Origin of the sequence: Candidatus Planktophila sulfonica (assembly GCF_002288065.1) — a bacterium.
GTDB lineage: Bacteria > Actinomycetota > Actinomycetes > Nanopelagicales > Nanopelagicaceae > Planktophila > Planktophila sulfonica.
The window spans coordinates 51,111-77,826 of sequence record NZ_CP016773.1; the positions used below are offsets into that span (position 1 = coordinate 51,111).

The window sequence follows — 26,716 nt, forward strand, 5'->3', positions numbered from 1 at the left end:
TATGTCGCAAGAAAATTCTATGCCACTCCTTACGGCCATCGTTCCTGTAACAAGAATGGCTGGTCGATTAGAGAGAATGAAATCTTGGCTTGAGGATGTAAGTCAATTGGATTTGGAAGTAATAATAGTTCATGACAAGCAAGACGAGGTCACGGGGATAGAAATTATCGCGCTGTGCAATTCTTTGAATAATCCAAACGTACATCTGATTGAGAAATACTCTGGTTCACCAGGACTTGCCCGAAATGTAGGACTTTCGATGTCTTCCGGCGCCTGGATTTGTTTTTGGGATTGCGACGATTTGCCACTTCCAGAAAAAATCTTAGGTGTAGTAAGTGAGTTGGATAAGCAAACCGAAATAGTCATTGGTCAGTTTGAACTAGTAGATAACTTAAGCGAGAAGTCAAAATACCTTTCGCGAAGTAAGACTCTTTCAGATCTAGTCTTGAACCCAGGAATTTGGCGCATGGTGTTCAAGTCGGGACTTATCCGAAATTCGGAATTTACTAAATTCCATTTAGGAGAAGATCAACTTTTCTTGCTACAACATGGTCCGGAAAATCGAAGGATTTTGTTTACGGATGAAGTCTTCTATAAGTATTTTCAAGGAGTCCCGGATCAACTTACTAGTCAAAAGAACAAAATAGGAGACTTATTCGAAGTATGCAAGATCACCAGCGCCAACCTTATTGACCGAAAAAATGAAGATCAAGATTTTGCCATTCTTGTTTTAAGCAAGAACGCCTTGACCTGCATTAAAGAAGGATTGCCAGGGCTCAAGGTTCTAACTATGCGCCTATTCTTCGCGACGATTGCAAGATCTTCATGGAAGACAAAGTTGCTCCTGACGGTAGCCCCAATTCGAATAGTGGGGAGAATTCTTCATGAAAGGACATGACTCAAATAAAGTTGTCCTAAATGGTGGATTAGGCAACCAACTATTTCAAATTGCATGTGGACTTTATTATTCAGTAGACAAAAAAGTGTTGGCAGATGGGAATAAGGGACTCCCCAACTTGAATTCAGAGAATCGAGTCATATTGGAATCGCTTGACTTCCCTGGTAAGGAAATCGCATTCACTGAACGTCAAGAAATGCCCCTCCAGAGGCAATTGTTTAGAATTCTCTTGGTCGCTGGAATTAAATCCACTGCAAGTCGAAATCTAGATTTCATTGTTAAGCACTTTACCCGACTAACAAGATTTCTTGGCTTGATTGGTGTCAGTCAAGTTATCGTCGGTCGAGGCGTCGGCTACACGCCAGGGATAAAAGGCACTCATCGTTCAATCGCTATTGGGTATTTTCAAACTTTTAGGTATGCATCGGACCATGCCGTCTTCAAAATTCTAAAGGCTTCGAGACCGAAGCGAGTTGGAGTAGAGCTCCAGAAGAATCTTAAATTAGCTGAACAGTCTCTTCCGATTATTGTTCACATTCGTTTGGGAGATTACTTATTGGAGCCAAATTTCGGAATTCTCCCCCCAAGTTATTTTCTGGAAGGCATATCTCTTCTACGGGAAAAGCTTCCAAACAATCCAATTTGGGTTTTTTCGGATGATGTGGGTCAGGCAAAGAAATATTTTCAGGGTGAGGCGCTAGGTGAAATTATCTGGATTCCGAACGTAGATGGCGACCCAGTAAGCACGTTGGAGCTAATGAAACACGGAAGTGGCTATGTAATTTCTAATTCAACTTACAGCTGGTGGGCTGCTTTCTTAAGATCTGACCCTAAAGCTAAGGTTGTTGCTCCAAGTCCTTGGTTCAAAGTTGGAGGTACGCCCGATTCACTGCTTCCGGATTCCTGGGTTTTGTTAAACCCTTGGCCGCGCAATTAAGTTTATATCTTGCTGTATGAGACGATGTGTCCGTGATTGAATTTTTATCAAAGCCTAAATTTTCTATATTAACGAAGAGCCCAATTTACAGAGCTTCTCGCGTATTGAGCGTCAAAGACCGAAGAAAAATCTCATTAGTTATTGTTGTTCAAGTCTGCCTAGGACTTTTCGATCTCGCAGGAGTGGCAGTTTTCGGCGTAATGGGATCTTTGGCAGTATCAGGGGTTCAATCACAATCTCCAAATAGTCGAGTGGGTCAAGTCCTGGATGCAATTGGGATAGCTAATCTTCCATTTCAGAAACAAGCTGCAATTCTTGCAATTCTTGCCACGTGCTTTCTAATGGCTCGAACATTTCTAACGGTGGTTGTAACCAAGCGAACGATGTTATTTCTTAGCAGAAGAGGCGCTGCGATTTCATCCGATTTGGTGGCCAGACTTCTTTCTAAATCCCTCCTGTTTATTCAAGAGAGAACTACGCAGCAAACCTTATTTGCGCTTACTCAAGGTGTTTCAACCTTAACGATAGGCGTACTAGCCACAGTTGTGACCATGATTTCAGATACCTCTTTACTGATCCTCTTAACTGCAGGCTTATTTGTAGTTGATCCGGCAATAGCCATAAGCACTTTGGTTGTGTTTGGATCAATCATTCTTTTTATGTATAAGAATTTACATAATAAGGCGAAGACTCTTGGATTTGCAGAATCAACGCTGCACATAAAAAGCAATGAAAAAGTCTTAGAGGTTTTGAATTCCTATCGAGAATCAGTGGTCAGAAACCGCAGGAATTACTACTCTGAGCAGATTGGCATGCTCAGATTTGATCTGGCCAAAACACAAGCACAACTCAGCTTCATGCCGTATATTGGCAAATACGTATTGGAGACTTCAGTAGTACTCGGCTCGTTATTGATTGCAGCAATTCAATTTGCATTGCATGATGCCGTCACAGCTGTTGCTACTCTGTCGATATTCTTAGTTGCGGGAACTCGCATTTCACCTGCGGCGCTCAGGCTTCAGCAAGCATTAATTCAAATCAAATCTAGTCTTGGCGGCAGTGAACCAACGCTAGATTTGATTGATGCTTTACGTGACACATTACCTGCAACTAGCGTCAACCAAGAGCTTGACTTAACTCACGAACAATTTGTACCGAGAATTCAAATTCAAGATATATCGTTCACCTATCCCAATAGTGATAGACAAGCTTTGTCAGGGGTCAATCTGGATATCCAAAGCGGAAGCGTTGTCGCTCTTGTAGGTCCTTCCGGCGGAGGCAAAACCACTTTAGTTGATGTAATTCTCGGAATCATTGAACCCAATTCAGGCAAGGTATTGATTTCGAACCTGACACCGATTGATGCGATTCAAATTTCCCCAGGTGCAATTTCGTATGTTCCCCAGGATGTTTCGATTATCGATGGCACTGTGAGAGAAAATATCGCAATGGGATTTCCGGTTGAGGTTGCGACAGATGAGTTAGTTCATAACGCCATTGAATTGGCCGGGTTGAAGGAATTTGTCGCCACTCTTCCAAACGGACTAGACACTTATGTGGGCGAAAAGGGTGCCCGAATCAGTGGTGGTCAGAGACAACGCCTTGGGATTGCCAGGGCACTCTTTACTAATCCAAAGTTGCTTGTACTTGATGAAGCCACGAGCGCTTTGGATGGCGAAACTGAGTCAAGAATTACCGATTCAATACTTAGCCTCAAAGGTAAGGTCACCGTGCTCATGGTCGCCCATAGGCTTAGCACCGTGCGCAATGCTGATCAGGTCGTTTACATGTCCGAAGGCTCAATTAAGGCCGTAGGCACGTTTGAGTCTGTTCGGAATACCGTTCCAGATTTTGATACTCAAGCTCAGCTAATGGGGCTCTAGGCAATTTGTCCGTTTTGTCCCCTTCCCGCGACAATCTAGACTGGGATTCGTAGTAGGGGATAGAACCTCTGTTCTGAGGTTCAAAACCGGTTAATGAAGGATCAATAAAGTGGCACTTAGCGTATGGACAGTTGCTGAACTGGGGGCTTTTTACACTGAGCACCGTTCAGAGCTACTTGTGCATGCCAATCGCGTATTGAAGGATTCAGCTAAGGCTGAAGAAATCACCCAAGACTCTCTTATTAAGTTCATGCTCGCTGCCCCTGAGCTTGAATCACAAGAGCACGCACTCTCTTATCTTCACCGCACTATTGAAAACCTCTGCATCGACTACTTCCGCATGGAAGGGCGCCGTCCAAACCTTGTGGTTATCGATGATGCCCAGGCTGAAGTTGAAGCTGCATGGCAGGTTTCAGGTGATCACTCAGAAGTTCTTACTCAGGCTGAAGATGCGGCGATTATTCGCCAGGCTTTGGCTCTTCTCTCACCTGCTGAGCGCGCAGCGCTTGTGATGTGGGAGATGGAAGGCCGTTCAACTGAAGAAATCGCTGCAGAGCTTGGAATCAAGGAATCTGCAGTGCGTCACACAGTTTCACGCGCTCGCACATCCCTTCGCCGCGTGCTTTCAGAGCTTGTTATTGATCAAGAGCGTGGCCTTACAGCTCTTGACATGCTTTCAACCACCTATAAGAAGGCATCTGAGCTCGCAGCTAAGTCTTCAAAAGTTGCCTTGTCCTTACTATTAGTAGTTACAGCATTCCTTGGCTTTAACTCAATGACTGGCCGCGAAGGAGTTCTTCCAACAGTCAGCTCAAAAGATTCAACAGGAGCCGTAGCTGGATCTGCCTCAACAGATTCACCATCACCTGCCCCATCTATCTCGATGCCAGCAAAGAAGTCATCAACGATGGTTTCTGGAGTATACGTCAAGAGCGCAAAGGCTTACTGGCCTGGCCTTGATAACGAGGGCGTCCCAACAGGATTCACCGTCGCAGGTGAAAATGGTCCAATCGGAAAGATCCGCGTAAACCGCAATACTCCGATTGCGACCGAAGAAGGCACAATTTTGGCCACCCAGGCCATCACATCTGGGGGTGGACCAAATGTGATGATCGATCAGACCATCACAGTCGATGGCAACGGCACAAAGTATGAGGTCAGTTACGTAGCACTCGGAATCAAGGGCAATTGGGCGGTAGCTGAGGCTGACGCCACGAGCGTGGATTTTGAGCGTATGTCCAATGGCCAGTACCTTATGACCGTTACAATTTCCCTACTCTCGACCCCAACTTCAGAGTTCGTAATCCCCGTGGGCGACCGCGGCTACGACCTTGTTGGCGCACCTAAGACGATCACGTCTCGTCTCTTGCTCAATGCGAGCAAGACCCAAATTTTGGCTCAGGCGGTATTAGTACCCGGAGCATAATTAAATAAGTTTCTTCACCGCGTCCGGATACACGGTGGAGAATTTGATTCATCAGCACGTGCGATGAATCGAGAGGAATTGAGAAATCAATTCCAAGCCGACCTACGGAAATTCCGTAGATCGACTATCGAAAGGAAACAAATGTCTACAAAGACAACATTCAAGCGCGTAGCGCTTGTAGCAGTTGCAGCTTTGGGTCTCGGTGTTCTTTCAGTTGCGCCTTCAAACGCAGCTGCAATTTCAGTAACCGTTACACCATCAGCTACAACTTCAACAATCAAGACTGGTGAAACAGCAACGATTTCACTTACAGTTTCAGGAATCCTCGGCGGAGCCGGCGAATCTCTAACTGTTGTTGGTGTTCGCACAAAGGGTGCATCTGGAACTGTTAACTTCAACGGAACAACAGATTCAACAACTACACAACTTCGCGCAGGATCATCATCAGGAGCTGGAGCAGTTCTTGCTTCTGGCGCATACTCTGCAGATGGAATTGCACTTGATACAACTACTGCAAGCGCATCAGGTACACCTGTTCGTGCAGTAGTCAAGGCTAACTTGGTAAACCCAACAACAGCCGGTACATACGAAGTTACAATCTACACAGCAGCAGCTAACGGTTCTGTTGGTACAACAGATATCAAGCCATTCGTATGGACAGTCACAGTTACAGCTGATTCGAAGATTGCAGATACTTCATCTACTTCAACAATTTCAGCTGGAACTTCTAACCCAGGAACTGCAGATGCAACAGTTGTTGCAACTTCAGCTACAACAGGTACAGCAGCAGCAGCAACAATTAAGTTCGTTGCTAGCAACGCAACAGCATCAACAGCTGATCCAATCAACGTAACAGTTGCTGGTCCAGGATTCTTGGTTACTGGTACTGATACAACTACATCGATGGCTCGCGCTAACGCAACAGCTCGTTTTGTAACAACAGGTACAGGTGCAACTAACTACGTACTCGTCTACTCAGATGGAACAGCTGGAAAGTCAACAATTACTTTCACAAGCTCACTTTCTGGCGCAGTACTTGCTACAGAATCACTTACATTCGCTGACAAGAAGCCTTCAACAATCACTGTTGCAGTGAAGAAGGCATACATTGCTGCTGGTAAGACAACACCTAAGGTATTCTCTGTTTCTGTAAAGGATTCAGCAGGTAACTTGGTTACTGATTCAACAATCACAGGTACACGTACCGACACAACTACAGCTGGTAAGGCAATTGCTACAGCAGATTTAACATGTGGTTCTTTCGATACCAAAGACTTGGTCTACTACTGTTCAGCAACTGGTACTTCATCAGTAGCGTTCGGTGCAGCTGAGTACAAGATCACAGCAACAGGAACAGACGCAGATGCAACAGCAGTTTCAGCAATGGGTTCAACCTATTACTCAGACATCGTTGCAGCTTCTGTATCTATCACTGCTCCTGCTACAGCATCTGTTGGTGACAAGGTCACATACACACTTACACTCACAGACAAGAACGGTAAGCCAGTAGCTGACTCAACATACGAAGGTGCAGCTGCGAACCAGTCTGCAGCTCTCGGTCAGTTCGGTGGAATCCTTTGGAACACAACAACAGTTCCTACATACACATCAGCAGTTAAGCCATTCAACGCTGGTGAAACAGTAACTACAGTTTCTGGTGTTGCTACTGTTGACGTTTACGTTCCAGCAGTATCAGGAACAATCACAAACACCTGGGTACTTGCAGGTAAGTCTGGTGCGGCTGTTGGAGCAATTGCAGATGCAATCGCTGGAACAACAATCACAACAACCACTGTTGTAACTAACCCAGGCGTAGATGCAGCTACAGATGCAGCTAACGAAGCGACAGATGCAGCTAACGCAGCTACAGATGCAGCTCTTGCAGCAGCAGATGCAGCAGATGCAGCAACAGCTGCAGCTCAGGATGCATCAGATGCAGTTGCAGCACTTTCAGCAACTGTTGCTAAGTTGGTCGCAAGCCTCAAGGCTCAGATCACATCATTGACTAACCTAGTCATCAAGATCCAGAAGAAGGTCAAGGCTTAATTAGCCCCCTTTGACTGAAAAGATCACAAGCCGTAGCCCGGCTCTCTTCGCGGAGAGTCGGGCTACGGCCTTTCTATGGATATGAATTTCATTAGTTAGGATTAGGGCATGTTGAAGAGCCAATACGAAAGCACGATGGCAAAACTCCTTTTTACTGGAGTGCCATTCACGTCTATGTTCTTGATAACTGGCTCTGTCACAGATCCTGTGAATGTAACGAAATTCTTTGCTCTGGGCGGTGTTGGATTTTCCGCTCTTTCCTTATTCCTAATTCGCGGATTTAAGAGTGGGTTTTCGGTAAGTCGCCCAGTTGTGATTCTGGCTGGTTTGTTCGTTTCATTATCTTTCATATCAATTCTTACGAGTGATTCACCACTTCCCCAAAATTTATACGGAGTATTTGGAAGAAACACCGGTTTTCTTACTTACCTTTTCCTTTCAGGCTTACTTCTCGGCGCGCTAACCTTGCAAAAAACAGAAAGTTTCAAAAAGTTGTATTTAGGGCTCTTCTTTACCGGCGTGATTAATGTTTTGTACTGTGGATGGGCCGCTTTCTTTGGTGATTTTATTGGTTGGGATAACCCATATGGAAACATTCTTGGCCTATTCGGTAACCCAAACTTTATTGGGGCATTCTTAGGGATTTGGATTTCAGCAACTATTGGATACTTGCTGGGAGCGGGTTTGCCGTTGTGGCAGCGAATTTCCGTAGTGGCGCTTTTGATATTGAGTCTTTATGCGGTCTACGAAACTCATGCAGTTCAAGGGGTCGTAGTTACCGCAGCCGGTACGGCAACCGTCGGATTCTTTTTCATCAGAAGCAAGACAAAAGGATGGCTGCCAGTCAGTCTTTACTCTGGCGCGGTCCTCAGCTTTGGATTTGTCGCACTTGCTGGCGCACTTCAAAAAGGGCCACTCGCGGAGATTGTTTACAAGACTTCGGTTTCTCTTCGTGGAGCGTATTGGAATGCAGGATTGCAATCAGCACTCAGCCACCCCTTTACTGGTGTTGGTATGGACGGATACGGCGATTGGTACCGTAGATCTCGCTCAGTGAATGCTGCGACTGTTTTGCCAGGTCCAAGTACGGTCACAAACTCGGCACACAATGTTGTTTTAGATATTTTTTCATACGGCGGATTCCCGCTAGTAATGAGCTACTTGGGGTTGCTTCTCCTCGGTGCGCTAGCGATTCTTCGTGGAATAAAGCGCACTCGAAATTATGATCCAATTTTCGTTGGATTGTCCGTTGCATGGATTGGTTATCAACTCCAATCTCTGATCAGCATCAATCAAATCGGCTTAGCAGTGTGGGGCTGGGTACTAACAGGCGCCCTCGTTGCTTACGAAGCAAGTCAAAGACGCGCTTCTTCTTCAACAAATAGTGAAGAAGGCTTTAAGCAGAGCGGACGAGCAGTTAAGACCAAGCAGGGTGAGGTAATTTCGAGCCCACTTATTGCAGGCCTAGGTTTGGTAGTTGGCTTAATTCTTGCTGCTCCGCCAATCAGCGCTGATATGGCATGGTTTAAAGCAACTAATTCAGGGAATTTGGTAGAAGTTGAAAAGGTGTTAAAGCCGTCTTATCTTCATCCTCCAAGTTCCGAGAGGCTCGTCAACGTTGTGGCCATTCTAGAAAACAGCAAATTATTTGATAAAGCCCGTGAATATGCTCTTAAAGCTACTGAATACAACCCTGAGAATTTTGACTCATGGAATGCGCTGTACTCAGTAAAGAATTCAACCCCTGTTGAAAAAGAGCTTGCACTCAAGAATATGAAGCGCTTGGATCCCAATAACCCTGAAATAAACAAAAGATAAATGAAAGTTGCAGTAATTGGGCAGGGCTATGTGGGTCTCACGATTTCCGCATTTGCCGGTAAATATTTCGAAGTCATCGGCTTCGACAATAATCAGAGAATCGTCGACCAACTCAATTTGGGAATTTCGCACATTGAGGGAGTAGACAGCGATTTATTAAGTAAATGGATTAAGGCTGGCCGATATCGCGCGACCACCAAGGGCTCTGACATTGAAGATGCAGCGATAGTAGTGATTGCAGTTCCAACACCGCTGACTAAAGACCGTCAACCCGATTTAGCTTTTATCGATGCTGCATGTAAGTCAATTGGCGAAAATGTCAAAAAACCAGTCCTTGTAATTAATGAATCCACGTCATTCCCTGGCACACTTCGCAATTACATTAAGCCTGCAATTCAGAAGTATTCCAAGAGTCCAGTTGAGCATTTATATGCCATTTCTCCAGAGCGAGTAGACCCAGGTCGTGGCGATTACAATCAAAAGAACACTCCACGTCTTTATGCAGGATTAACGCCTGAAGCATCCGAGAAGACCCGAAGCTTCTATTCAAAGTTCTGTGATGAGTTAGTTGAAGTCTCTTCACCAGAGGTAGCAGAAGCTGCAAAGCTCTTTGAAAATACATTCCGCCAGGTAAACATTGCACTAGTTAATGAATTTGCCCAAATTGCGCACTCTTTAGGGATAAGTGTCTATGAGACTTTGGAAGCAGCAAACACGAAGCCATACGGCTTTATGAAGTTCACCCCAAGTGCTGGTGTTGGTGGGCACTGTATTCCCGTGGATCCAACTTACTTAGCAGCAGTAGCTGAGAAGCACGGCGCACCGGCAACATTTATTCGTCGAGCTAATGAAGTCAACCTTGAAATGTCTAAGTATGTAGTAGACCGCGTTCAGGCCGATAACGGTGGATCTCTCCAAGGCAAGAGTGTTCTTGTTGTTGGTGTTGCCTATAAGCCAAACGTCGCTGATGTCCGAGAAACAGCCGCAGAACTTGTCATTGAGCACTTGCGTGAACGGGGTGCCGTAGTTTCTTGGCATGATGATGTTGTCGGAAGTTGGAATGGCGAGAAATCATCGCCGTTATCGGGGGCTGATATTGCTGTGGTGATTACGAAGCATGAGGAAGTTCAAGTCAGAGATATTTTGGCAAGTGCACCGTACGTCTTCGATACGACTGGAAAAGTTGTAGGAGCGCATGGCCTCTAGCCCTATTCAAGGATTCTGGCCTAGCGTAATCTGAAACCATGAGGCGAATGGTTGCTCGAGCATTAATCACTTGCCTGGCTGGAGTTTTAACTGCTTTTCCTGCACAAGCTGCCGTGAAGGCAGGAGCGGTCTGCTCTAAAGCTGGCACAACCGCAACTTTGGGTGGGTATAAATACACATGTGCAAAGACCGGCAAGAAACTCATTTGGAAAAAGGGTTCAAAAGTCACGGTACCGAAACCTTCACCTAGCCCAAGTCCTGTTAACTTGCCATCAAGTACTCCGTCTCCAATTCTCTCTCCGGCACCAACAGTTTCAATAAGTGCTCTTCCGAGCCCGATTGCAAGCGTAAGCATTGCTCCTCCCTTTGCAGATCCAACCCCTACACAACTGATACCCAAACTTATTTTGGTAGCATCTACTTTTAATAGCTACACATTCACGATCAGTAACTACAGCTCACAATTCTCTTGGAGAGTCTCCACAACTGCTGGCTATCATTCGATTTCAAATTTAGGGAAAGTGGTCATTTCGGGTCTAAAACCTGGAGAGATATCTGCAGCGACAGTTATTGCATCAAGGCCACAGTACAAAGATGGGTCAGCGACTATTTATGGTGAGGCAACACTCCTAAGTGAAGGTTTCTTACCCAAGTTAAAACTTGAAAACGAACAGTCCAATGAATTCTATGTAAGAGTTGAAAACTATGACGCAAGCTTTATCTGGACACCCGAGGTAACCAGAGGCTTCGTCACGCAGCCAATGCCAGGGCTCTTCCGCGTCTATGGGTTCTCATGGTCAGAAGGATCCATATTCTTAAAAGTTACCTCAACCAAGCTAGGTTTTAAGCCAGGTTTTAGTACATTCATAAAAACACCACCCGCACCATCACCAAGCCCATCACCAAGCCCATCACCAAGCCCATCACCGGCATATTTCGTCTCTATAATCGCGGTTGATAAAGCTGCAATCACAACAGGACAATCTGTAACCGTAAATTTCAGTCTTACAACAACTAGTATCTCTAGGTTTGATCAACCGCTCACAGTGCTTTTTGGCATTGAATATGATGAGTATTTTCCTGGCACTCCAGCGAGATTAGTCTCTGGCAATATCTCAAGTGGAAGCTATACGGCTACCGTCAGCCTTCCAAAGCTTGCCCCCGGTGGTATCTATCCAGTCTATATTTTTAGCCAAGGCTTTATAAGCGTCAAGGGACCATCGGTGAACTTCACACCAAGCCCAACACCAAGCCCAACACCAAGCCCAACACCAAGCCCAACACCAAGCCCAACACCAAGCCCAACACCAAGCCCAACACCAAGCCCAACACCAAGCCCAACACCAAGCCCAACACCAACAGTTTCGACACCGCCAGTTGCTCCGATAACTGTCGTTGACTATGCAAAACCAGTCATACGAGAGAACTCAGGCTATTTCACTCCATACTCAGACGGCGTGATCAATCCACAAAATCCAAGCATAGTTAAATACATAACCTGGCCAGGTTTCCAAATAACCGCATCAGCTCAATCGGATGATGGACTTTCCGCTATGTACCTTCGTATGTTTTATCCAGATTCCACATCGAATTTGGTCCCCATAACTGTTGATATGAGCTCAACTTTGCCTTGTGGTCCTTGGCCTGCCTCGGAATCCTCAAAAAAAGGTTGTGGAAATTTCTTCAACTACGGTCAAGCCACTCGAACAATTAGCATTGACGCAGGAGTCCTAAAGGCGCTCCCTAATGGTAAATATAGGTTTCAAGCTCAAGTTAGAGGATGGGTTTCGAATAAGTATTCAGAATGGACAGACATCGCAGTCCTTACAATTCAAAATAACTAATGATTTTATCCGTTTTTCCTTAGAAATCCCTAGAGATTGAACACTTGATTATTGATTCAAGATTATGCACAGGCGCCCAACCAATAGCATTCCTAATCTTTGAAATATCAGGCACGCGGCGTTGCATATCCTCAAAGCCTTCAGGGTAGGCGTCTGCATAGGGAACGTACTTAATCTCCGACTTAGATTCGGTGAGATTGATTATCTTCTCTGCTAGCTGCTTGATGGTCGTTTCACCTGTACCACCGACGTTGAAGTAATCGCCAATGGTGGCTTCTGTGTCGACTAGGGTCAAAACAGCTCTTACTGCGTCCTCAACGTGGCAGAAGACGCGAGACTGACTACCGTCGTCATAGATGACAATGTCTTCATTTTTGAGGGCGGCTTGAATAAAACGGGGAACAACCATGCCGTATTGACCGGTTTGCCGTGGGCCGACGGTATTAAAGAAGCGAACTGTGGTGACTCTGAGGCCATGGGTCTTGTGAAGTGTATGTGCCACAGCTTCCTCAAGCGCTTTTGCGTCAGAGTATGTCCAGCGAATCTTCTGCGGCGCGCCAACGACACGATCTGATTCCTCGTGAAGTGGTTGGTTGGGATTCTTGCCGTAGATCTCTGAGGTAGATGCGATGAGAAGGCGCTTGTTATGTTTTGTGGCTGCGTTGAGAACTACTTCAGAACCAGAGAAGTTGCGGTCAATGGATTCAATGGTGTGTTCCATGATGTTCTTAACGCCTAGGGCTGCGGCCATGTGAAAGACAAGGTCTGATTCAGCGACTAGTTTGTCGACGAGTTCTTTATCGCGGATGTCGCCCTCGTGAACGATGATCTTGCCTTCCAGGTGAGCGATGTTCTTCTTTGAGCCAGTCGATAGGTTGTCGAGGATTGTGACACTATCGCCACGGGCGATGAGGGCATCTGCAAGGTGTGAACCGATGAAACCGGCACCACCGGTGATGAAAGCGCGCATGGGTGTGAGTCTATCTTTTATGGCTGATTGTTAAGTGGTGGCTCGGGTTACATGCAGGTGGTTCTCAGGAAAGTAGGAGAGAGTTTGGCTATGAAAAGCACTGGGGCCACGTATAAGAAGTACTCATCGGCTGGGGTTGATTGGGCTTCGTGGTTCTTAGGGATTGGGTTGGGGCTGACGTTGGCTCTGCAGGTGACGACGATGAGAAAGAGCGGTATCTCATCGGTCTATGCGGTGGTGGCATCTGTATCGCGTTTGGCGGCCCTTACAGGGACTTTCTTTGCGGTGGTGGGCATCTTCCTGATTGCGCGTATTCCGTGGGTTGAACGCGGGGTTGGGCACGATCGATTGGTGACCTGGCATCGAAAGCTGGGGCCGTGGAGTTTGTATCTCATTGGGGCGCATGTGCTCTTTATCGTGGTGTCATCGGCTGGGCAGGATGGCGTGATGCTGGCTGTTGAGATGTGGCGGATGGTTAATTCGATGGCGTGGATGTGGCCAGCACTGGCTGGATTTATTTTAATGGTGATGGCGGGAGTGACTTCATATAAGAAGGCGCGAGCAAAGATGAGTTATGAGACATGGTGGATTATCCATATCTATACCTACATCGCTATCGCAGTTTCATTTATGCACCAAGTGCTTAATGGTCAGATGTTTGTAGGGCATCCACTTAATCGTTTGTACTGGACTTCACTTTATGTGTTGATGGCTGTCTGTGTTATCTACTACCGATTTGGTATTCCTTTGTGGCGCTCGCTGCAACTTAATTTAGTTGTGGACAAAGTTGTTGTTGAGGGACCAGGGGTTATCTCGGTAATTATGAAGGGTCGCAACCTGCATAAGTTGGCGGCTGAAGGCGGACAGTTCTTTGGGTGGCGCTTCTTAACTCGCGGTCACTTCTTGATGTCACATCCTTATTCTCTGTCGGCTGCGCCGACTGAGAATTTCTTGCGTGTGACTGTAAAGGATTTAGGTGATCACTCTCGCTCACTTGCATTCTTGAAGCGTGGAACACGAGTATTTGTAGAAGGGCCTTATGGTGCCTTTACTGCAGGGCGTGCAACCAGACCGCATGTGGTGATGGTTGGTGGCGGTGTTGGCATTACGCCCATTCGTGCGCTGATGGATGAGTTTAAGAATGGCGTGCAATTAGAAGTTATCTATCGAGTATCGCGCAAAGAAGATTTGGTGCTAAAGGAAGAACTTGATTACCTACAGGCTAATTCGGGGGGCACGATTCGGGTTCATTACTTGGTGGGCTCTCGTAAGAATCATCCGATGGATGCGAAGGCGCTTGAAGAACTGGTTCCACGTATTGCTGACTCAGATATCTACATCTGTGGCCCTGGGCCGCTTGTAGAGACCGTAAAAAAGGCTGCTGAGGACCTCGGAGTGCCTAAGAACCGCTTCCATGATGAAGCTTTTGCTTTTCACTCCGAGTAAAAGTCGGTTGGTATTCGTAGACTGACCAGAGAGCTGGCTCAGTTACTTCTCAGGTTAGGAAGAGATAGTTTCGGTATGAAACGTGGACTATTAATAGCAGGTGGCACTGTCGGTGGGCTTGGTGCTGTCTTGGCCATAACACCGCCGCAATTGGGATCTACAGATAGCGTTGCATCACTTTCGGGTTCGATGGGTACGACAACTACTGTCGCTACTACACAAGCACCTGTTGCGAATTCGCCAACACCTGTTGCGACCAAGGTTGTGGCAAGTGCCAAGCCAAGTGCAGCAGCAACTCAAGCTTCGGCTACGCCGACTGCTACGAAATCTGCAGTGGCAACGCCAGCGCCAACCAAGTCTGCAGCTGCTGTAAGCAGTGGTGGATATTCAGGAACTGTGACAGGTGCTTCATTTAGTGCGCGTAATTATGGAACACTTTCTGCAACAGTGACTTTTAGCAATGGCAAGATTACAAATGTTTCAGCATCACAGTCTCCTGTTTCCTGGGCGCAGCGTGCGCTATCTGCAGTGGTTCCATTTGTGAATGCTGGATCAATTACCGTGGAACAGATTAAGCAGTACTCTGCTGCGCAGCTTCCATGTTCTACACAAAACAGTTGTCGTTCACAGGCATCATTTACTGCTGAAGCTTTCTGGTCATCTGTGAAGTCAGCAATTACAAAGGCCGGTGTGTGAGCGTAAAACGACTCGTTGAAACCTGGGGAACGGTTGTTGTTATTGAGGCAACCTCGTCAGGGTTAGATGATGTTGCTGTAAGTGCTGCAGTTGATGCAGTCGAAGAATTCTTTTATCAAGTAGATCGAGATTTTTCGACATATAAATCAGATTCGCAGGTTTCGCTAATTCGCCGAAGTGAGTTATCGATTGACGATGCAAGTGAATATGTGCAGCAAGTCTGGGCGCTATGCGAAATTTCTCGAGAGTTAACTCTGGGTGCCTTTGATCCCTGGAAAGCCGAAGGCGGTTTTGATCCGTCGGGGCTTGTTAAAGGGTGGGCAGCTGAAGTCGGCGCGCAGATGCTGGTTGAGGCAGGGGTTGAAAAGGTATTGATTAATGCCTCTGGGGACATAGTTCTGCGGGGTGGGAAGCCTGAAGGTGGGCCGTGGAATATAGGTATTGCTAGCCCTGATGATGTTGAGAAATTTGTGAAGTTCTTTGATGTTGTTGATGGATCAGTTGCTACTAGTGGAGATTATGAAAAGGGTGCACACATCGTTGATCCGCATACGGGGTTGATTGCTATTGGTGCGCGCTCAGCAAGCGTTATTGGCCCTGATGGGGCAATCTGTGATGCGCTGGCAACAGCGTTGATGGTTGATGGAGTGGACGCGCAGAAGTGGATTGGCCGACCAGAGTTAAGCGATTACTCTTTTTGGACAATCAATCGCCACGATGGAACAGCGTGGTCGTACGGACCTAATAAAGGATATTAAGCGCTTGCTGAGTTGAGCTTCATTATTTCATACTCAGAAAGGTGAACAACCTCGATGATTTCAATCAGTTGCTCGACTGTGCGAGCAGATGCGATTGGCGTGCTGACTTGTGGGTTAGAACGAAGCCAAGCAAGTGCAATTGCTGAAACTGATGAGTTGTGTGCTTTGGCAATTTCATCAAGGGCCGCAACTACTGCCCAACCTTTATCGGTTTGATATTCCTTGACGCCATCTGCGCGGACTGAATCCACGGTTACGCCGGGGCGGTACTTACCTGAAAGGAATCCGCGGGCGAGTGAGTAGAAAGGAAGAGCGCTGAGGTTGTTGGTTGCTAGAACGTCTTGTTGCTCTGATTCAAATGGATTGCGCTCCATGAGGTTGTAATGATCTTGAAGAGCGATGTATTGAGGCAAGCCTTGCTCTTTAGAAATATTGAGAGCTTCTTGAAGACGTGCACCTGTGTGTTGAGATGCTGCGATGTGGCGAACTTTTCCTTCGCTAATTAGCTGTGCGTATGCGCCCAAGGTTTCTGCCATAGGCACTTCGGCATCGTCGTGATGTGAATAGTAGATATCGATGTAATCGGTTTGTAGGCGGCGAAGTGAGTCATTGCAGGCGGCGATGATGTTCTCGGGGCGAAGGCCTGGGCGGGTGGAAAGCTTGGCGACCTTTGTGGCAATGACGAATTTGCTGCGATCTTGTGACTTAAGCCAGGTGCCGATGATGGTCTCGGATTCGCCGCCCTTGTTGCCGGGTTTCCATTCGCTATAGACATCAGCGGTATCGATGAAATTGCCACCGTGGGATGCATAGGCGTTTAAGACATCGTGAGACTGCTTTTCGTCTGCGGTCCAGCCAAATACGTTTCCGCCGAGGCAGAGTGGGTGAACAACGAGGTCAGTTTCTGGAATTGTCAGCATTGAGCCATGATACTTGCGTGGTGGCGACGACTGGTGGGTTTACAAGTGAAGGTTTGGCTCTCGAGGCCAAGGCTTTGCAGTTGTCATCGTTGACGCAGGCGGAGGCACTTGAAATCGGTGCGATTGCACAGGCGATTGGTTTAGAGCGAAAGCTCCCGATTGCTGTTGAAGTACGAATGAAAGATTGGATCGTCTTTCACGCATCACTGCCGGGATCGTCACCAGAAAATGATTGGTGGATTGGTCGCAAGGCGCGCGTTGTGAATTTAACGGGGCGTTCAACAATTCATGAGCGAGTGATTGCTGAAGAACAAGGAATTGATTGGCATGCAGAAAAAGGTTTAGAGGAAGAGTTGTATGCAATTCATGGTGGTGGACTTGCACTCAACGTTGTTGGTTTAGGGTTGACCGGTATTTTAATTGTTAGCGGGTTGCCACAAGTGGAAGATCACTTGTTGGGTGTTGAAGTAATTACCGAATATTTGGCACGTAAAGGAGAACAGCAGTGAGCATCTGGGTCTGTGGTGAGGTGCTTATTGATTTAATTCCTGGCGCTGATGGTGTGCGCGTTCCACATGTGGGTGGAGGGCCAGCAAATACCGCAAAGGCGCTTGCGCGCTTGGGCCATGATGTGCAATTTATTGATGGCATTTCTAGTGATCAGTACGGTGAGATGTCTCGTAAAGAGTTGCTTGATGACGAAGTGAAGTTAGATCTAGCTTTGAAGAGTGATAAGCCAACATGTTTAGCGATTGTGTCACTTGCTGAAAATGGTGGGGCATCGTATGAATTTGAAATTGATGGAACAGCGACCTTTGATTTCTCACTTGACTGGTTGCCAGACTCATCACGTTATAAGCCAAATGTGCTTCATATAGGCACATTGGTCACTGTTATTCAGCCAGGTGCTGATGTTCTCTATGACTGGGCTATTCGGGTGGCTGAGTTTGCACCCATTGTCTTTGATCCCAACATTCGCCCTGCTGTAATGGGAGACCGCGAGAAGTATCAGATGGCAGTTGAAAAGTGGGCTGCTATCTCATCTGTCATCAAGGTCAGCGATGACGATATGGCTTGGTTATATCCAGATCAGAAGTACCAAGACGTTGCACAGCGCTGGATTAGCGATGGTGCTGCTCTTGTGGTGATTACTCGTGGTGCTGACGGCCTTCTTGGAATTACTGCTGATGGTTCTGTTGAAGTGCCGGGTGTGAAGATTGAAGTCGCAGATACCGTTGGTGCAGGAGACACGGTGGGTGCAATCATTGTTGAAGCGATGATTGAAAAGGGAATCCTTAATCTCAACGATGAAATTTTGAAGGCAACTCTGCACCGCGCAGCAGTGGCTGCAGGGATTACATGTTCACGTAAGGGTGCACAGCCTCCTCACAAACATGAGTTGAAGGGTATTTAATGCAATTTATTGATGATGCTGAATTCCAGGTCGCTATAGATCTCGATGGCGGAGGAAAGATCACATCGATTAAATGGCGTGAGATGGAATTTACTGTTCCGTTTCGCGGAAACATTCTTTCCAATGGTTGGTATCCAATGGCTCCGTGGGCGGGGCGTATTCGCGATGGCTTGATTACATCTGGTGCTGGTGTTGAACATCAGCTTCCTACAAATATCGATCCACCGAATGCGATTCATGGTTTCGGAATTACGTCATCATGGCAAGAGATTGGTCCGGGGCGTTCTTTATTGCATCTGCCAAAGCCATATATGGGTGCAACTGTTGAACAGACGATTGAAGTTCTCGATGATGCAATTCGTTGGTCACTTGAATACGACGATAACGGTTGCGATATTCCTGTCTGGCTCGGAATGCATCCATGGTTTGCGCGTGATCTCGAACGAGGTGGAGCTGCTGAAATCGAATTTAGCGCTGCCAAGATGTTAAAGAGGGGTTCTGATGGCCTGCCTACAGGTGAACTCATTTCACCAACGCCAGAGCCTTGGGATGATGCCTTTACTGAAGTTCGCGGAACTCCATCAGTTATTTGGGAAGATGTAGCGCGTATCGATATCGAATCTGATGCGCCATGGTGGGTTGTTTATAACGAAGATCCAGATGGGGTTTGTATCGAGCCTCAGACCGCGCCACCGGACGCGGCTAATTTGGGTATTAGTGGTGAGAACTACATCGAAGCCCTATTCGTTTTCTCTCAAGGGTAAATAGAATCGGCTCTTATGAGCACACAGATAAATCGCCAGCACCTGAAAGAACTTCGCGCAAAGGAAGAACAGCGCTTTCTTGATACCCACAAAAAGTCAGCTGCAGCCTTTGAAGATTCGAAGAAGGTCATGCATGAAGGTGTGCCGATGTCATGGATGGCTAAATGGCCAGGTTCGCACCCAGTCTTTGTGAAAGAGGCGAAGGGTGCGCGCTTTACCGATGTTGATGGCCATACCTATGTTGATTTCTGTTTGGGCGATACCGGTTCGATGACAGGTCACTCACCGGATGCGACTGTTGCTGCAATCCGTGAGCAGGTGGGCAAAGGCATTACTGCGATGTTGCCTACAGAAGACGCTGCGATTGTCTCTGGGCTATTGAAGGAACGATTTGGTCTTCCGCTGTGGCAATTTACAGTGTCAGCCACAGATGCCAACCGCCACGTTATCCGTTACTCACGCATGATTACAGGGCGCAGCAAGATTGTTGTGATTGATCGGTGTTATCACGGCTCTGTCGATGAAACCTTCGCAACTATTGATGATGCAGGATTTACAGTTAAGCGCGAAGGAAATATCGGCGCGCCGGTTGATCTCGCTGAGACAACTCGCGTTGTTGAATTTAATGATTTAGCTGCCATGGAGAAGGCGCTTGCACACGGTGATGTTGCGGCAATCTTGATGGAACCTGCAATGACCAACATTGGAATTGTTCTTCCACAAGATGGTTATTTGGTGGGTGTGCAGGAACTTGCGAAGAAGTACGGCACATATTTGATTATCGATGAGACTCACACAATCTCTGTGGGTCCTGGTGGAATGACAAAGGCACTTGGTTTGAAGCCTGATTTCCTTACTATCGGTAAAGCACTTGCTGCCGGTATTCCAACAGGAACATTTGGAATGACTCAAGAGATTGCGGATGCAATCAAGAAGATGGTTGAACTTGAAATCATCGACCTTGGTGGCATCGGTGGAACTCTTGCTGGAAACGCGTTGTCACTTGCTGCGATGAAGGCGACGTTGACCGAGGTTCTTACTGAAGCAAACTTCGAGCGGATGATTGCACTTGGTAATCTTTGGTGCGATGGCATTGATGCTGCGATTAAGGAATTTGATCTTGATTGGCACTGCAACCGTTTAGGTGCACGTGGTGAGTACATCTTTAAGGGCAAGCAGCCAGTAACAGGTAAAGAAGCAGCTGATTCAGGTGACTTCGAACTCGAGCAGTACATTCACTTACGTCTGCTTAATGATGGCTACTTGATTACGCCATTCCACAACATGGCTCTGATGTGCCCAGATACAACTGAGGCAGATGTTGATGGCCACACTGCAGCATTTAGAACTATGTGCGCAGAGCTTGTAAACGGTTAATTAAAACCAAGCGTTCTATATAAACCTTTGCCAGCTTCGTTATCGTCGTCTACGTACAGCATTGCTTGCTTAATGCCCTTTTCCTTGAGGTATATCAGACCCTCTGTGCAGACCGCTTTGCCGATTCCCATGCCTGATTCACCTGGGTCGACGCCGATGACATAGAGCTCACCGATGGGATCTTGGTTTACGAAGTCTTGGTGGATCTTGGTCCAGCAGAATCCTGCGATCTTGCCGTTGTGAACACAGAGGAAGAATCCTTTTGGATCAAACCAAGGTTCTTGCATTCTGTTTTCAAGATCCGCCATCGCCCAATTACCTTGGTCGGGGTGGGCGGCGAAGATGAGATTGTTGAGATCGAGCCAGGCTTGGTCGTGAATTTCTGGGTCAAAGGTAATGAATTGATAGTTGTGTGGAATATGTGCGATGGGTTCTTCGAGTGATCGATGGAGCTTAAGGATGTGGCGCATGGTTAAACGAGTTCAGGGATAGAAGTTTCCTTGCCACCGTTTTGTACGGTGAAGCGGTATCCGACGTTGCGGACAGTGCCGATGATTGATTCAAATTCAGGGCCGAGCTTTGAGCGAAGGCGACGGATATGAACGTCGACTGTGCGAGTTCCACCGAAGTAGTCATAGCCCCAAATTTCTTGAAGAAGCTGTGCGCGAGTAAAGACGCGACCTGGGTGTTGTGCGAGGTACTTCAGCAATTCAAATTCTTTGAAAGTGAGATCGAGTGAGGTGCCCTTGATCTTGGCTGTGTAAGTATTTTCATCGATGACGACATCGCCTTGGCGGATTTCAGATGAAGTTGGGTCAAGGGACTCAAGTTGGGCGGCATGTGCGCCAACTGCGATGCGGATACGTGCATCTACTTCTGCAGGTCCTGCTGTATCGAGGATGACATCGTTAACGCCCCAGTCTGCTGTGAATGCAGAGAGGCCACCTTCAGTGGTGATTGCAATGATGGGTGCACCGACTCCGGTTGTTGAAAGAAGTCGTGTGAGTGATTTTGCTGTTGGGAAATCGCGACGAGCATCGACGAAGACAACATCCATTAAAGGTGTATCAACGAGAACTGATGCTTCAAGTGGCATCACTTTGCAAGTGTGTTGCAACAGCGCGAGTGCAGGCAGAACTTCTGCGCTCGCTCCTTGCGAATTTGTCAGTAGCAACACCTTGGCCATTGTGTGAGAATACTCTTGTGAAAACGTATCTACCACTCGCGATTGTGCTGGTCCTTGCATCGGCATATGGCTTCTGGTGGAAGCGTAAAGAGGGCGCGATTCGCTCGAATAAAGCTATTCCGGGCCATCGCTTGAGCGCTGATGTCTTGGGCGAGGCTCTGGGATCAAGGGCCACCATGGTGCAGTTCTCATCAGCTTTCTGTACTCCGTGCAGAGCAACCCATTCCTTGTTGTCTCAGATGGTCATTCCTATGAACGATGTGAAGCATGTGCAGATCGATGCCGAGTCACATCTTGCGTTGGTCCGTGAATTAGATATTCGTTCAACCCCAACGACTTTGTTCATCAACAAGGACGGCATTGAAGTAGGACGTGCCGCGGGTACACCTAAGCGTGAGCAAGTTCTAGCTGCGCTGGCTGCTATCAAGTAATTACTGCGAATTGTTCGCAACTCGCTTATGTCGGGGCGGTTCTCTACCCTTCAACCATGTCTGAAGTCCTTGATAACAAAGATGTGCAGAAGATCTATATCGATGCACGAGGTCCACGTTTCTCAGCAAGCATCACAACAGTTGTTCTTGCGATTGCACTAGTAACGCAGAATAAGTGGGTTCTTGTCGCACAAGGTCTTGTCTTCTTGATTGGCGCAACACGTGGTCCGCAGTTCACTCCATACGGGTTGATTTTTAAGAACGTCATTCGTCCGCGCCTTAACAAGGTTGCACCAACTGAAGATGTACGCCCACCAAAGTTTGCGCAAGCTGTTGGTTTTGGTTTTGCATTGGTTGGTTCTATCGGAGCATTTGCTGGCGTGGATGCGGTCTTCACTGTGGCCGTTGGGTTTGCGCTAGCCGCCGCGTTTCTTAACGCTGCATTTAATTACTGTCTTGGTTGTGAGATGTACCTACTGCTCGTTCGCTTTACTAAGAAATAGGAGAAATAAATGTCACGTGAAACTTCACTTGTTACCGCTGATTGGGTAGCTCAGAATCTCAATGATCCAAAGGTGGTTATCGTTGAAGTTGACGAAGATACGACTTTGTACGCACAGGGCCATATCGAGAATGCGATTACTTTCCACTGGCGCGAAGATCTTCAAGATGGCTTGATCCGCGACCTTATTTCTAAGGATAAGTTCGAAGCACTTCTTTCAAAGAGTGGTATCTCAAATGACACCACAGTTGTTCTCTACGGAGGCAATAACAACTGGTTTGCAACATACGCGTTCTGGTACTTCAAGGTCTATGGCCACGCAGATGTTCGCCTTCTTGATGGCGGACGTAAGCGCTGGGAGCTCGATGCTCGCCCATTCGTAACTGAGGTTCCTGTTCGCACAGCAACTACATATGTTGCTAAGGAGCGCGACAGCTCAATCCGCGCATACCGCGATGAAGTTATTGCAGCTATTGGGGCTAAGAACATCGTTGATGTGCGCTCCCCTGCTGAATTTTCAGGAGAGCTTGCTGCCCCTGCTCACCTTCCACAAGAAGGCGGACAGATCAAGGGACATATTCCAACAGCGAAGAACATTCCTTGGTCAAAGGCTGCAAATGAAGATGGAACATTCAAGTCAGATGCAGAACTGAAGGAGATTTACCAGGGAGCTGGCGTAGATCTTTCAGTAGACACAATCGCGTACTGCCGAATCGGTGAGCGCTCTGCTTTCTCATGGTTCGTTCTTCACGAACTTCTTGGCGTTAACAATGTAAAGAACTACGACGGATCATGGACTGAATACGGTTCACTCGTTGGTGTTCCTGTTGCAGTTGGGGCGTAATTGGTAATGCGTACATGCGGTGCAACACCGGGTGGTCCTTCCCTTGATGGAATCGATCTAACGAAGCAGACTGTCATACAGGGAGTTATTCTCAAAGAGGGTGAGAATGATTCAGTACCTAACGGTGCACCTGTCACTAACGGCCACGTTCGTTTACTTGATGCATCAGGTGAATTCACCGCAGAGGTCCCGACCAATCTTGAAGGTCAGTTCCGTTTCTTCGCAGCTCCTGGGGCTTGGACTCTTGTCGTTCAAGCACCGGGTGCTCGCGTAGAGCAGAAGCTGATTGCGGCGCAGGGAACTCCTACTGATCTCGTTATCCATATTTAGAAAGTAGACTTATCGCATGGCTGAAAAACACGAACTCCACGAAAAAGGCTTACGCCTTACTCCGCAGCGCGAACTCGTTTTGTCTGCTGTTCGTGCGTTGGGACATGCAACACCTGAAGAAGTTGCCGAGAAGGTGCGCCAGACACATCCTGGTATCAACCTCTCAACTGTCTATCGCAATCTTGAAACACTTGAAAACGTTGGCCTTGTTCAGCACACACACTTAGGACATGGTGGAGCGACCTATCACGCAGCTGAAGAGCTCACTCACTTGCACCTTGTCTGCGGTACTTGCGGATCAGTAGGAGACGCGCCAATTGATGTTGCAGCGAACTTTGTACAGAACCTTTCTGACGATTACGGCTTTAAGACCGATGTCACACACTTTGCCATCTATGGCACTTGTGCTGCCTGCGTTAAATAGCAGTTATCCCATTGCGCTCGTAGACTTACGAGCATGACAGCCGTATTTGTTGAAGAGGGCCCCGATAAGGGCGCTATCTGGCATTTCGGTGAACCCAATAAAGAACAACGCGCATTAGCTGAAGGCAAAGCGTGGGCGGATTTATCTCATCTTTCGGTAATTGCAATATCAGGTGAAGATCGACTGAAGTGGTTACATGATTTAACAACACAGTACTTAGTTGATTTCGGTGCCGGTACCTGGACATCAGCAATGGTCTTGGACCCACAGGGACATGTCGAGTATCAATTCAATGTTGTCGATGATGGAACTGATTCTTATCTTGTAATGGACCAACACTTTGTTGAAGGTTTATCTGCTTATTTGAACAAGATGCGATTTATGTTGCGTGTTGAAGTTCGCGATGCCACTGAAGATTTTGCGGTGATGCGAGCTCCTGGTGTTGCTAATGAAATCGGTGGGCCATTTGCTTTGGTACCGCGTGCAGAACTTGAAGAGATGAAATCGGCATTTGATTCAACTGCAATGCAGGTCGGAACATGGGCACTGGACGCAGAACGAGTAGCTGCAGGACGCCCACGACATGGGATTGATACTGACTTTAAGACAATTCCTAATGAGCTCGGTGTTCTTAATGGCGCTGTCCATATGAATAAGGGTTGCTATCGTGGACAAGAGACTGTGGCGAAGATCTATAACTTAGGAAAACCACCTCGTCGTTTAGTGATGCTGCATCTTGATGGCCATGCGGTTGTGATGCCACCATCAGGCACTCCTGTGATGAATGGTGAAGTACAGGTTGGTTTCTTGGGCACTGTGGCTCGTCATCATGAATTAGGTCCGATTGCTCTTGCGATTGTTAAGCGAAATACGCCCGTTGATGCGCAGCTCACCGTTGAAGGTGTGGCTGCAGCACAGCAGATCATCGTGGAGGCGTAAGTGAAATTTCTTGGCCAACTCTTTGTCGTCTCACTGGCATGCCTTGCAATCATGTGGGCTGTTCGTAAGTTCTAGCCGTTACTCTTAGCCCATGGAGCTCTTCACAACGGTGGTGCTGGCGTTAGTCGCACTAGTTGTGGGTGTTGGGTTCGTTATTTATGGGATCCGCGGTACTCGCGAATCTCAGGCACGCGATGGACGTACGTATAAGAGAGGCAGGCTCTAATGGCCTTCACAATTCCCGAAGGGTTACATCCTGATCTCAATCCGCTTGCGTGGATGATTGGTACCTGGCGCGGTAAGGGTCGTGGTGAATATCCAACGATTGAAACCTTTGAATATGCGCACGAAGTGGTCTTTAACCACGATGGTCGCCCATTTATGAATTACTACTCACGTTCCTGGATCATCGATGCAGATGGCGAAATCATTCGTCCGGCAGCATCTGAAGCTGGTTTCTGGCGCGTGAAAGAGAATAAAGTTTTAGAAGTTGTTATTTCACATAACACTGGCATTACTGAAGGATGGGTCGGACAGTTTGATGGTCCAAAGATTCAGTTGGTGATGGATCAAGGTTATTCAGCGCCGTCAGCAAAGATTGTTACTGCGGGCGTGCGTTTATACGGGCTTGTTGAAGGTGAACTCTTCTTTGCTTATGACATGGCTGCTGAAGGGCAAGAACTTCAGGCACATATCTGGTCAACCCTCGAGCGTCAGAGCGAGTAAATGAACGACTCAGTATTAGCTGAATACGTACGCGATGGCGTTGTTGAATCTGTTCACCGCGGTTATTTAGTTGCGTTGAATTCAGATGGTTCAGTGAATTTGGCACTGGGCGATATCGAACATTTATTCTTTCCACGTTCCACAGTGAAATCTATTCAGGGCGCAGCAATGGTGCGCGCTGGTTTGAAGTTAGAGCCACGATTGTTGGCACTGGGTTGTTCCAGCCATTCAGGTTCAGAAGAACATTTATCTGCTGTTCGCGAGATTTTGGCAATGGCGTCACTGGATGAAAGCGCTCTGCAGTGCATGCTTGATAAGCCACTGGGCGAACCGGAACGACGTGCGTGGGGCGATAAGCCAGCTACTCGCATCTCAATGAACTGCAGCGGAAAGCATGCAGCGATGTTGCTTACCTGCGTTACTAATGGTTGGCCGATTGAAAATTACTTAGACCCAGCACATCCTCTGCAGGTTGCGATTAAGGCTGAGTTAGAAGCACTTGCAGGAGAGACAGTCACGCTGACTTCAACCGATGGTTGTGGTGCCCCGCTATTTTTGATTTCAGTAATTGGTTTGGCTCGTGCGATACGTGCAATCACAATTTCAGTTGATCCGATTCATCAATCCGTCTTGGAAGCATCCCGAAAGTTTCCTGAAATGGTTGCAGGTAAAGGTCGCCTAACAACGCAGATGATTGAGGCGGTCCCTGGTTTGTATATGAAGGATGGCGCAGAAGCAGTTGAGATTGCATCGATGCCTGATGGACGCACGCTGGTATTTAAGGTTGCAGATGGTTCGCTACGACCATTCCGCGTATTGGTACATGCTGGTTTGAAGCGTCTGGGTATTGATAGCCCATACGAAGCTGAAAACGTGCTTGGTGGTGACCGAATCATCGGCACCATTCGCGCTACTTTTTAAACGCGCGTAC

General features: G+C 47.3%; 27 protein-coding genes. 23 read left to right on the top strand and 4 right to left on the bottom strand.

All coding sequences use genetic code 11. The features are described from left to right. Position 1: 1 nt before the first annotated feature. From A1sIA56_RS00235 to A1sIA56_RS00270, 8 genes are all read left to right on the top strand, one after another. Positions 2-898, top strand: a complete 897-nt coding sequence (locus tag A1sIA56_RS00235; RefSeq protein WP_095672971.1) for a glycosyltransferase family 2 protein — start codon at positions 2-4, stop codon at positions 896-898. Continuing rightward, a complete protein-coding gene (locus A1sIA56_RS00240) occupies positions 885-1,835 on the top strand; it encodes an alpha-1,2-fucosyltransferase (protein ID WP_095672972.1) in 951 nt (316 codons plus the stop codon). Before A1sIA56_RS00235 ends, A1sIA56_RS00240 begins: the two co-directional genes overlap by 14 nt. A 32-nt stretch (positions 1,836-1,867) precedes the next feature. Further along, a complete protein-coding gene (locus A1sIA56_RS00245) occupies positions 1,868-3,718 on the top strand; it encodes an ABC transporter ATP-binding protein (protein ID WP_150121982.1) in 1,851 nt (616 codons plus the stop codon). 109 nt (positions 3,719-3,827) lie between these two features. Then, a complete protein-coding gene (locus A1sIA56_RS00250; RefSeq protein WP_095672974.1) occupies positions 3,828-5,144 on the top strand; it encodes an RNA polymerase sigma factor in 1,317 nt (438 codons plus the stop codon). A 141-nt stretch (positions 5,145-5,285) separates the two neighbouring features. Beyond that, complete coding sequence (locus tag A1sIA56_RS00255) at positions 5,286-7,190, top strand: hypothetical protein (protein WP_095672975.1); 1,905 nt, start codon at positions 5,286-5,288, stop codon at positions 7,188-7,190. Positions 7,191-7,298: 108 nt separating this feature from the next. Continuing rightward, positions 7,299-9,008 carry an O-antigen ligase family protein gene (locus A1sIA56_RS00260; protein ID WP_095672976.1) on the top strand — a complete coding sequence of 570 codons (1,710 nt, stop codon included), beginning with the start codon at positions 7,299-7,301 and terminating at the stop codon, positions 9,006-9,008. Next, positions 9,009-10,214, top strand: a complete 1,206-nt coding sequence (locus A1sIA56_RS00265; protein WP_095672977.1) for a nucleotide sugar dehydrogenase — start codon at positions 9,009-9,011, stop codon at positions 10,212-10,214. Positions 10,215-10,252: 38 nt separating this feature from the next. Continuing rightward, on the top strand, positions 10,253-12,058 hold the full coding sequence (locus A1sIA56_RS00270) for a hypothetical protein (protein ID WP_150121983.1): 1,806 nt from the start codon (positions 10,253-10,255) through the stop codon (positions 12,056-12,058). Positions 12,059-12,077: 19 nt separating this feature from the next. On the opposite strand, the gene A1sIA56_RS00275 is transcribed toward A1sIA56_RS00270, so the two are convergent. After that, the gene (locus tag A1sIA56_RS00275; RefSeq protein ID WP_095672979.1) at positions 12,078-13,028 is read right to left on the bottom strand and encodes an NAD-dependent epimerase/dehydratase family protein; all 951 of its coding nucleotides are present in this window, start codon (positions 13,026-13,028) and stop codon (positions 12,078-12,080) included. Between the two features lie 90 nt (positions 13,029-13,118). On the opposite strand from A1sIA56_RS00275, the gene A1sIA56_RS00280 reads away from it, so the two are divergent. The 3 genes from A1sIA56_RS00280 to A1sIA56_RS00290 all read left to right on the top strand — a co-directional run bounded on the left by A1sIA56_RS00280 (position 13,119) and on the right by A1sIA56_RS00290 (position 15,928). Beyond that, on the top strand, positions 13,119-14,474 hold the full coding sequence (locus A1sIA56_RS00280) for a ferredoxin reductase family protein (protein WP_223298436.1): 1,356 nt from the start codon (positions 13,119-13,121) through the stop codon (positions 14,472-14,474). A gap of 75 nt (positions 14,475-14,549) precedes the next feature. Next, positions 14,550-15,170: a hypothetical protein gene (locus A1sIA56_RS00285; protein WP_095672980.1), complete on the top strand. Its 621-nt coding sequence runs from the start codon at positions 14,550-14,552 to the stop codon at positions 15,168-15,170. After that, on the top strand, positions 15,167-15,928 hold the full coding sequence (locus tag A1sIA56_RS00290; RefSeq protein WP_095672981.1) for an FAD:protein FMN transferase: 762 nt from the start codon (positions 15,167-15,169) through the stop codon (positions 15,926-15,928). The genes A1sIA56_RS00285 and A1sIA56_RS00290 overlap by 4 nt, the downstream gene beginning before the upstream one ends. Here the strand turns inward: A1sIA56_RS00290 and A1sIA56_RS00295 are convergent. After that, a complete protein-coding gene (locus A1sIA56_RS00295; protein WP_095672982.1) occupies positions 15,925-16,848 on the bottom strand; it encodes an aldo/keto reductase in 924 nt (307 codons plus the stop codon). The genes A1sIA56_RS00290 and A1sIA56_RS00295 overlap by 4 nt on opposite strands. 17 nt (positions 16,849-16,865) lie before the next feature. Here A1sIA56_RS00295 and A1sIA56_RS00300 point away from each other — a divergent pair, with 17 nt between their 5' ends. From A1sIA56_RS00300 to A1sIA56_RS00315, 4 genes are read left to right on the top strand one after another with little or no spacing between them, the layout of a single operon-like run. Further along, positions 16,866-17,357: a heme-degrading domain-containing protein gene (locus A1sIA56_RS00300; protein WP_095672983.1), complete on the top strand. Its 492-nt coding sequence runs from the start codon at positions 16,866-16,868 to the stop codon at positions 17,355-17,357. Then, positions 17,354-18,262 carry a carbohydrate kinase family protein gene (locus A1sIA56_RS00305; RefSeq protein WP_095672984.1) on the top strand — a complete coding sequence of 303 codons (909 nt, stop codon included), beginning with the start codon at positions 17,354-17,356 and terminating at the stop codon, positions 18,260-18,262. Before A1sIA56_RS00300 ends, A1sIA56_RS00305 begins: the two co-directional genes overlap by 4 nt. Next, complete coding sequence (locus tag A1sIA56_RS00310; RefSeq protein WP_095672985.1) at positions 18,262-19,026, top strand: aldose epimerase family protein; 765 nt, start codon at positions 18,262-18,264, stop codon at positions 19,024-19,026. The genes A1sIA56_RS00305 and A1sIA56_RS00310 overlap by 1 nt, the downstream gene beginning before the upstream one ends. 15 nt (positions 19,027-19,041) lie before the next feature. Continuing rightward, a complete protein-coding gene (locus A1sIA56_RS00315) occupies positions 19,042-20,403 on the top strand; it encodes a transaminase (RefSeq protein WP_095672986.1) in 1,362 nt (453 codons plus the stop codon). Here A1sIA56_RS00315 and A1sIA56_RS00320 read toward each other — a convergent pair. After that, complete coding sequence (locus A1sIA56_RS00320; RefSeq protein WP_095672987.1) at positions 20,400-20,873, bottom strand: GNAT family N-acetyltransferase; 474 nt, start codon at positions 20,871-20,873, stop codon at positions 20,400-20,402. The genes A1sIA56_RS00315 and A1sIA56_RS00320 overlap by 4 nt on opposite strands. A gap of 2 nt (positions 20,874-20,875) precedes the next feature. Continuing rightward, a complete protein-coding gene (locus A1sIA56_RS00325) occupies positions 20,876-21,589 on the bottom strand; it encodes a response regulator transcription factor (RefSeq protein ID WP_095672988.1) in 714 nt (237 codons plus the stop codon). Between the two features lie 17 nt (positions 21,590-21,606). Here A1sIA56_RS00325 and A1sIA56_RS00330 point away from each other — a divergent pair, with 17 nt between their 5' ends. The 8 genes from A1sIA56_RS00330 (at position 21,607) to A1sIA56_RS00365 (ending at position 26,706) form a co-directional block, all read left to right on the top strand. After that, positions 21,607-22,020, top strand: a complete 414-nt coding sequence (locus A1sIA56_RS00330; RefSeq protein WP_190277009.1) for a thioredoxin family protein — start codon at positions 21,607-21,609, stop codon at positions 22,018-22,020. A 56-nt stretch (positions 22,021-22,076) separates the two neighbouring features. Continuing rightward, positions 22,077-22,523: a DUF4395 domain-containing protein gene (locus A1sIA56_RS00335; RefSeq protein ID WP_223298438.1), complete on the top strand. Its 447-nt coding sequence runs from the start codon at positions 22,077-22,079 to the stop codon at positions 22,521-22,523. A 9-nt stretch (positions 22,524-22,532) separates the two neighbouring features. Then, the gene (locus A1sIA56_RS00340) at positions 22,533-23,366 is read left to right on the top strand and encodes a sulfurtransferase (protein WP_095672990.1); all 834 of its coding nucleotides are present in this window, start codon (positions 22,533-22,535) and stop codon (positions 23,364-23,366) included. A gap of 6 nt (positions 23,367-23,372) precedes the next feature. After that, positions 23,373-23,696 carry a DUF1416 domain-containing protein gene (locus A1sIA56_RS00345; RefSeq protein WP_095672991.1) on the top strand — a complete coding sequence of 108 codons (324 nt, stop codon included), beginning with the start codon at positions 23,373-23,375 and terminating at the stop codon, positions 23,694-23,696. Positions 23,697-23,712: 16 nt separating this feature from the next. Continuing rightward, positions 23,713-24,120, top strand: coding sequence for a Fur family transcriptional regulator (locus tag A1sIA56_RS00350; RefSeq protein WP_095530744.1), 408 nt, complete (start codon positions 23,713-23,715; stop codon positions 24,118-24,120). A 33-nt stretch (positions 24,121-24,153) separates the two neighbouring features. Next, complete coding sequence (gene ygfZ / locus A1sIA56_RS00355; protein ID WP_095672992.1) at positions 24,154-25,059, top strand: CAF17-like 4Fe-4S cluster assembly/insertion protein YgfZ; 906 nt, start codon at positions 24,154-24,156, stop codon at positions 25,057-25,059. Positions 25,060-25,284: 225 nt separating this feature from the next. Then, on the top strand, positions 25,285-25,785 hold the full coding sequence (locus tag A1sIA56_RS00360) for a heme-binding beta-barrel domain-containing protein (protein ID WP_095672993.1): 501 nt from the start codon (positions 25,285-25,287) through the stop codon (positions 25,783-25,785). Then, positions 25,786-26,706 carry an asparaginase gene (locus A1sIA56_RS00365; protein WP_095672994.1) on the top strand — a complete coding sequence of 307 codons (921 nt, stop codon included), beginning with the start codon at positions 25,786-25,788 and terminating at the stop codon, positions 26,704-26,706. It begins immediately after the preceding gene. Positions 26,707-26,716: the final 10 nt, after the last annotated feature.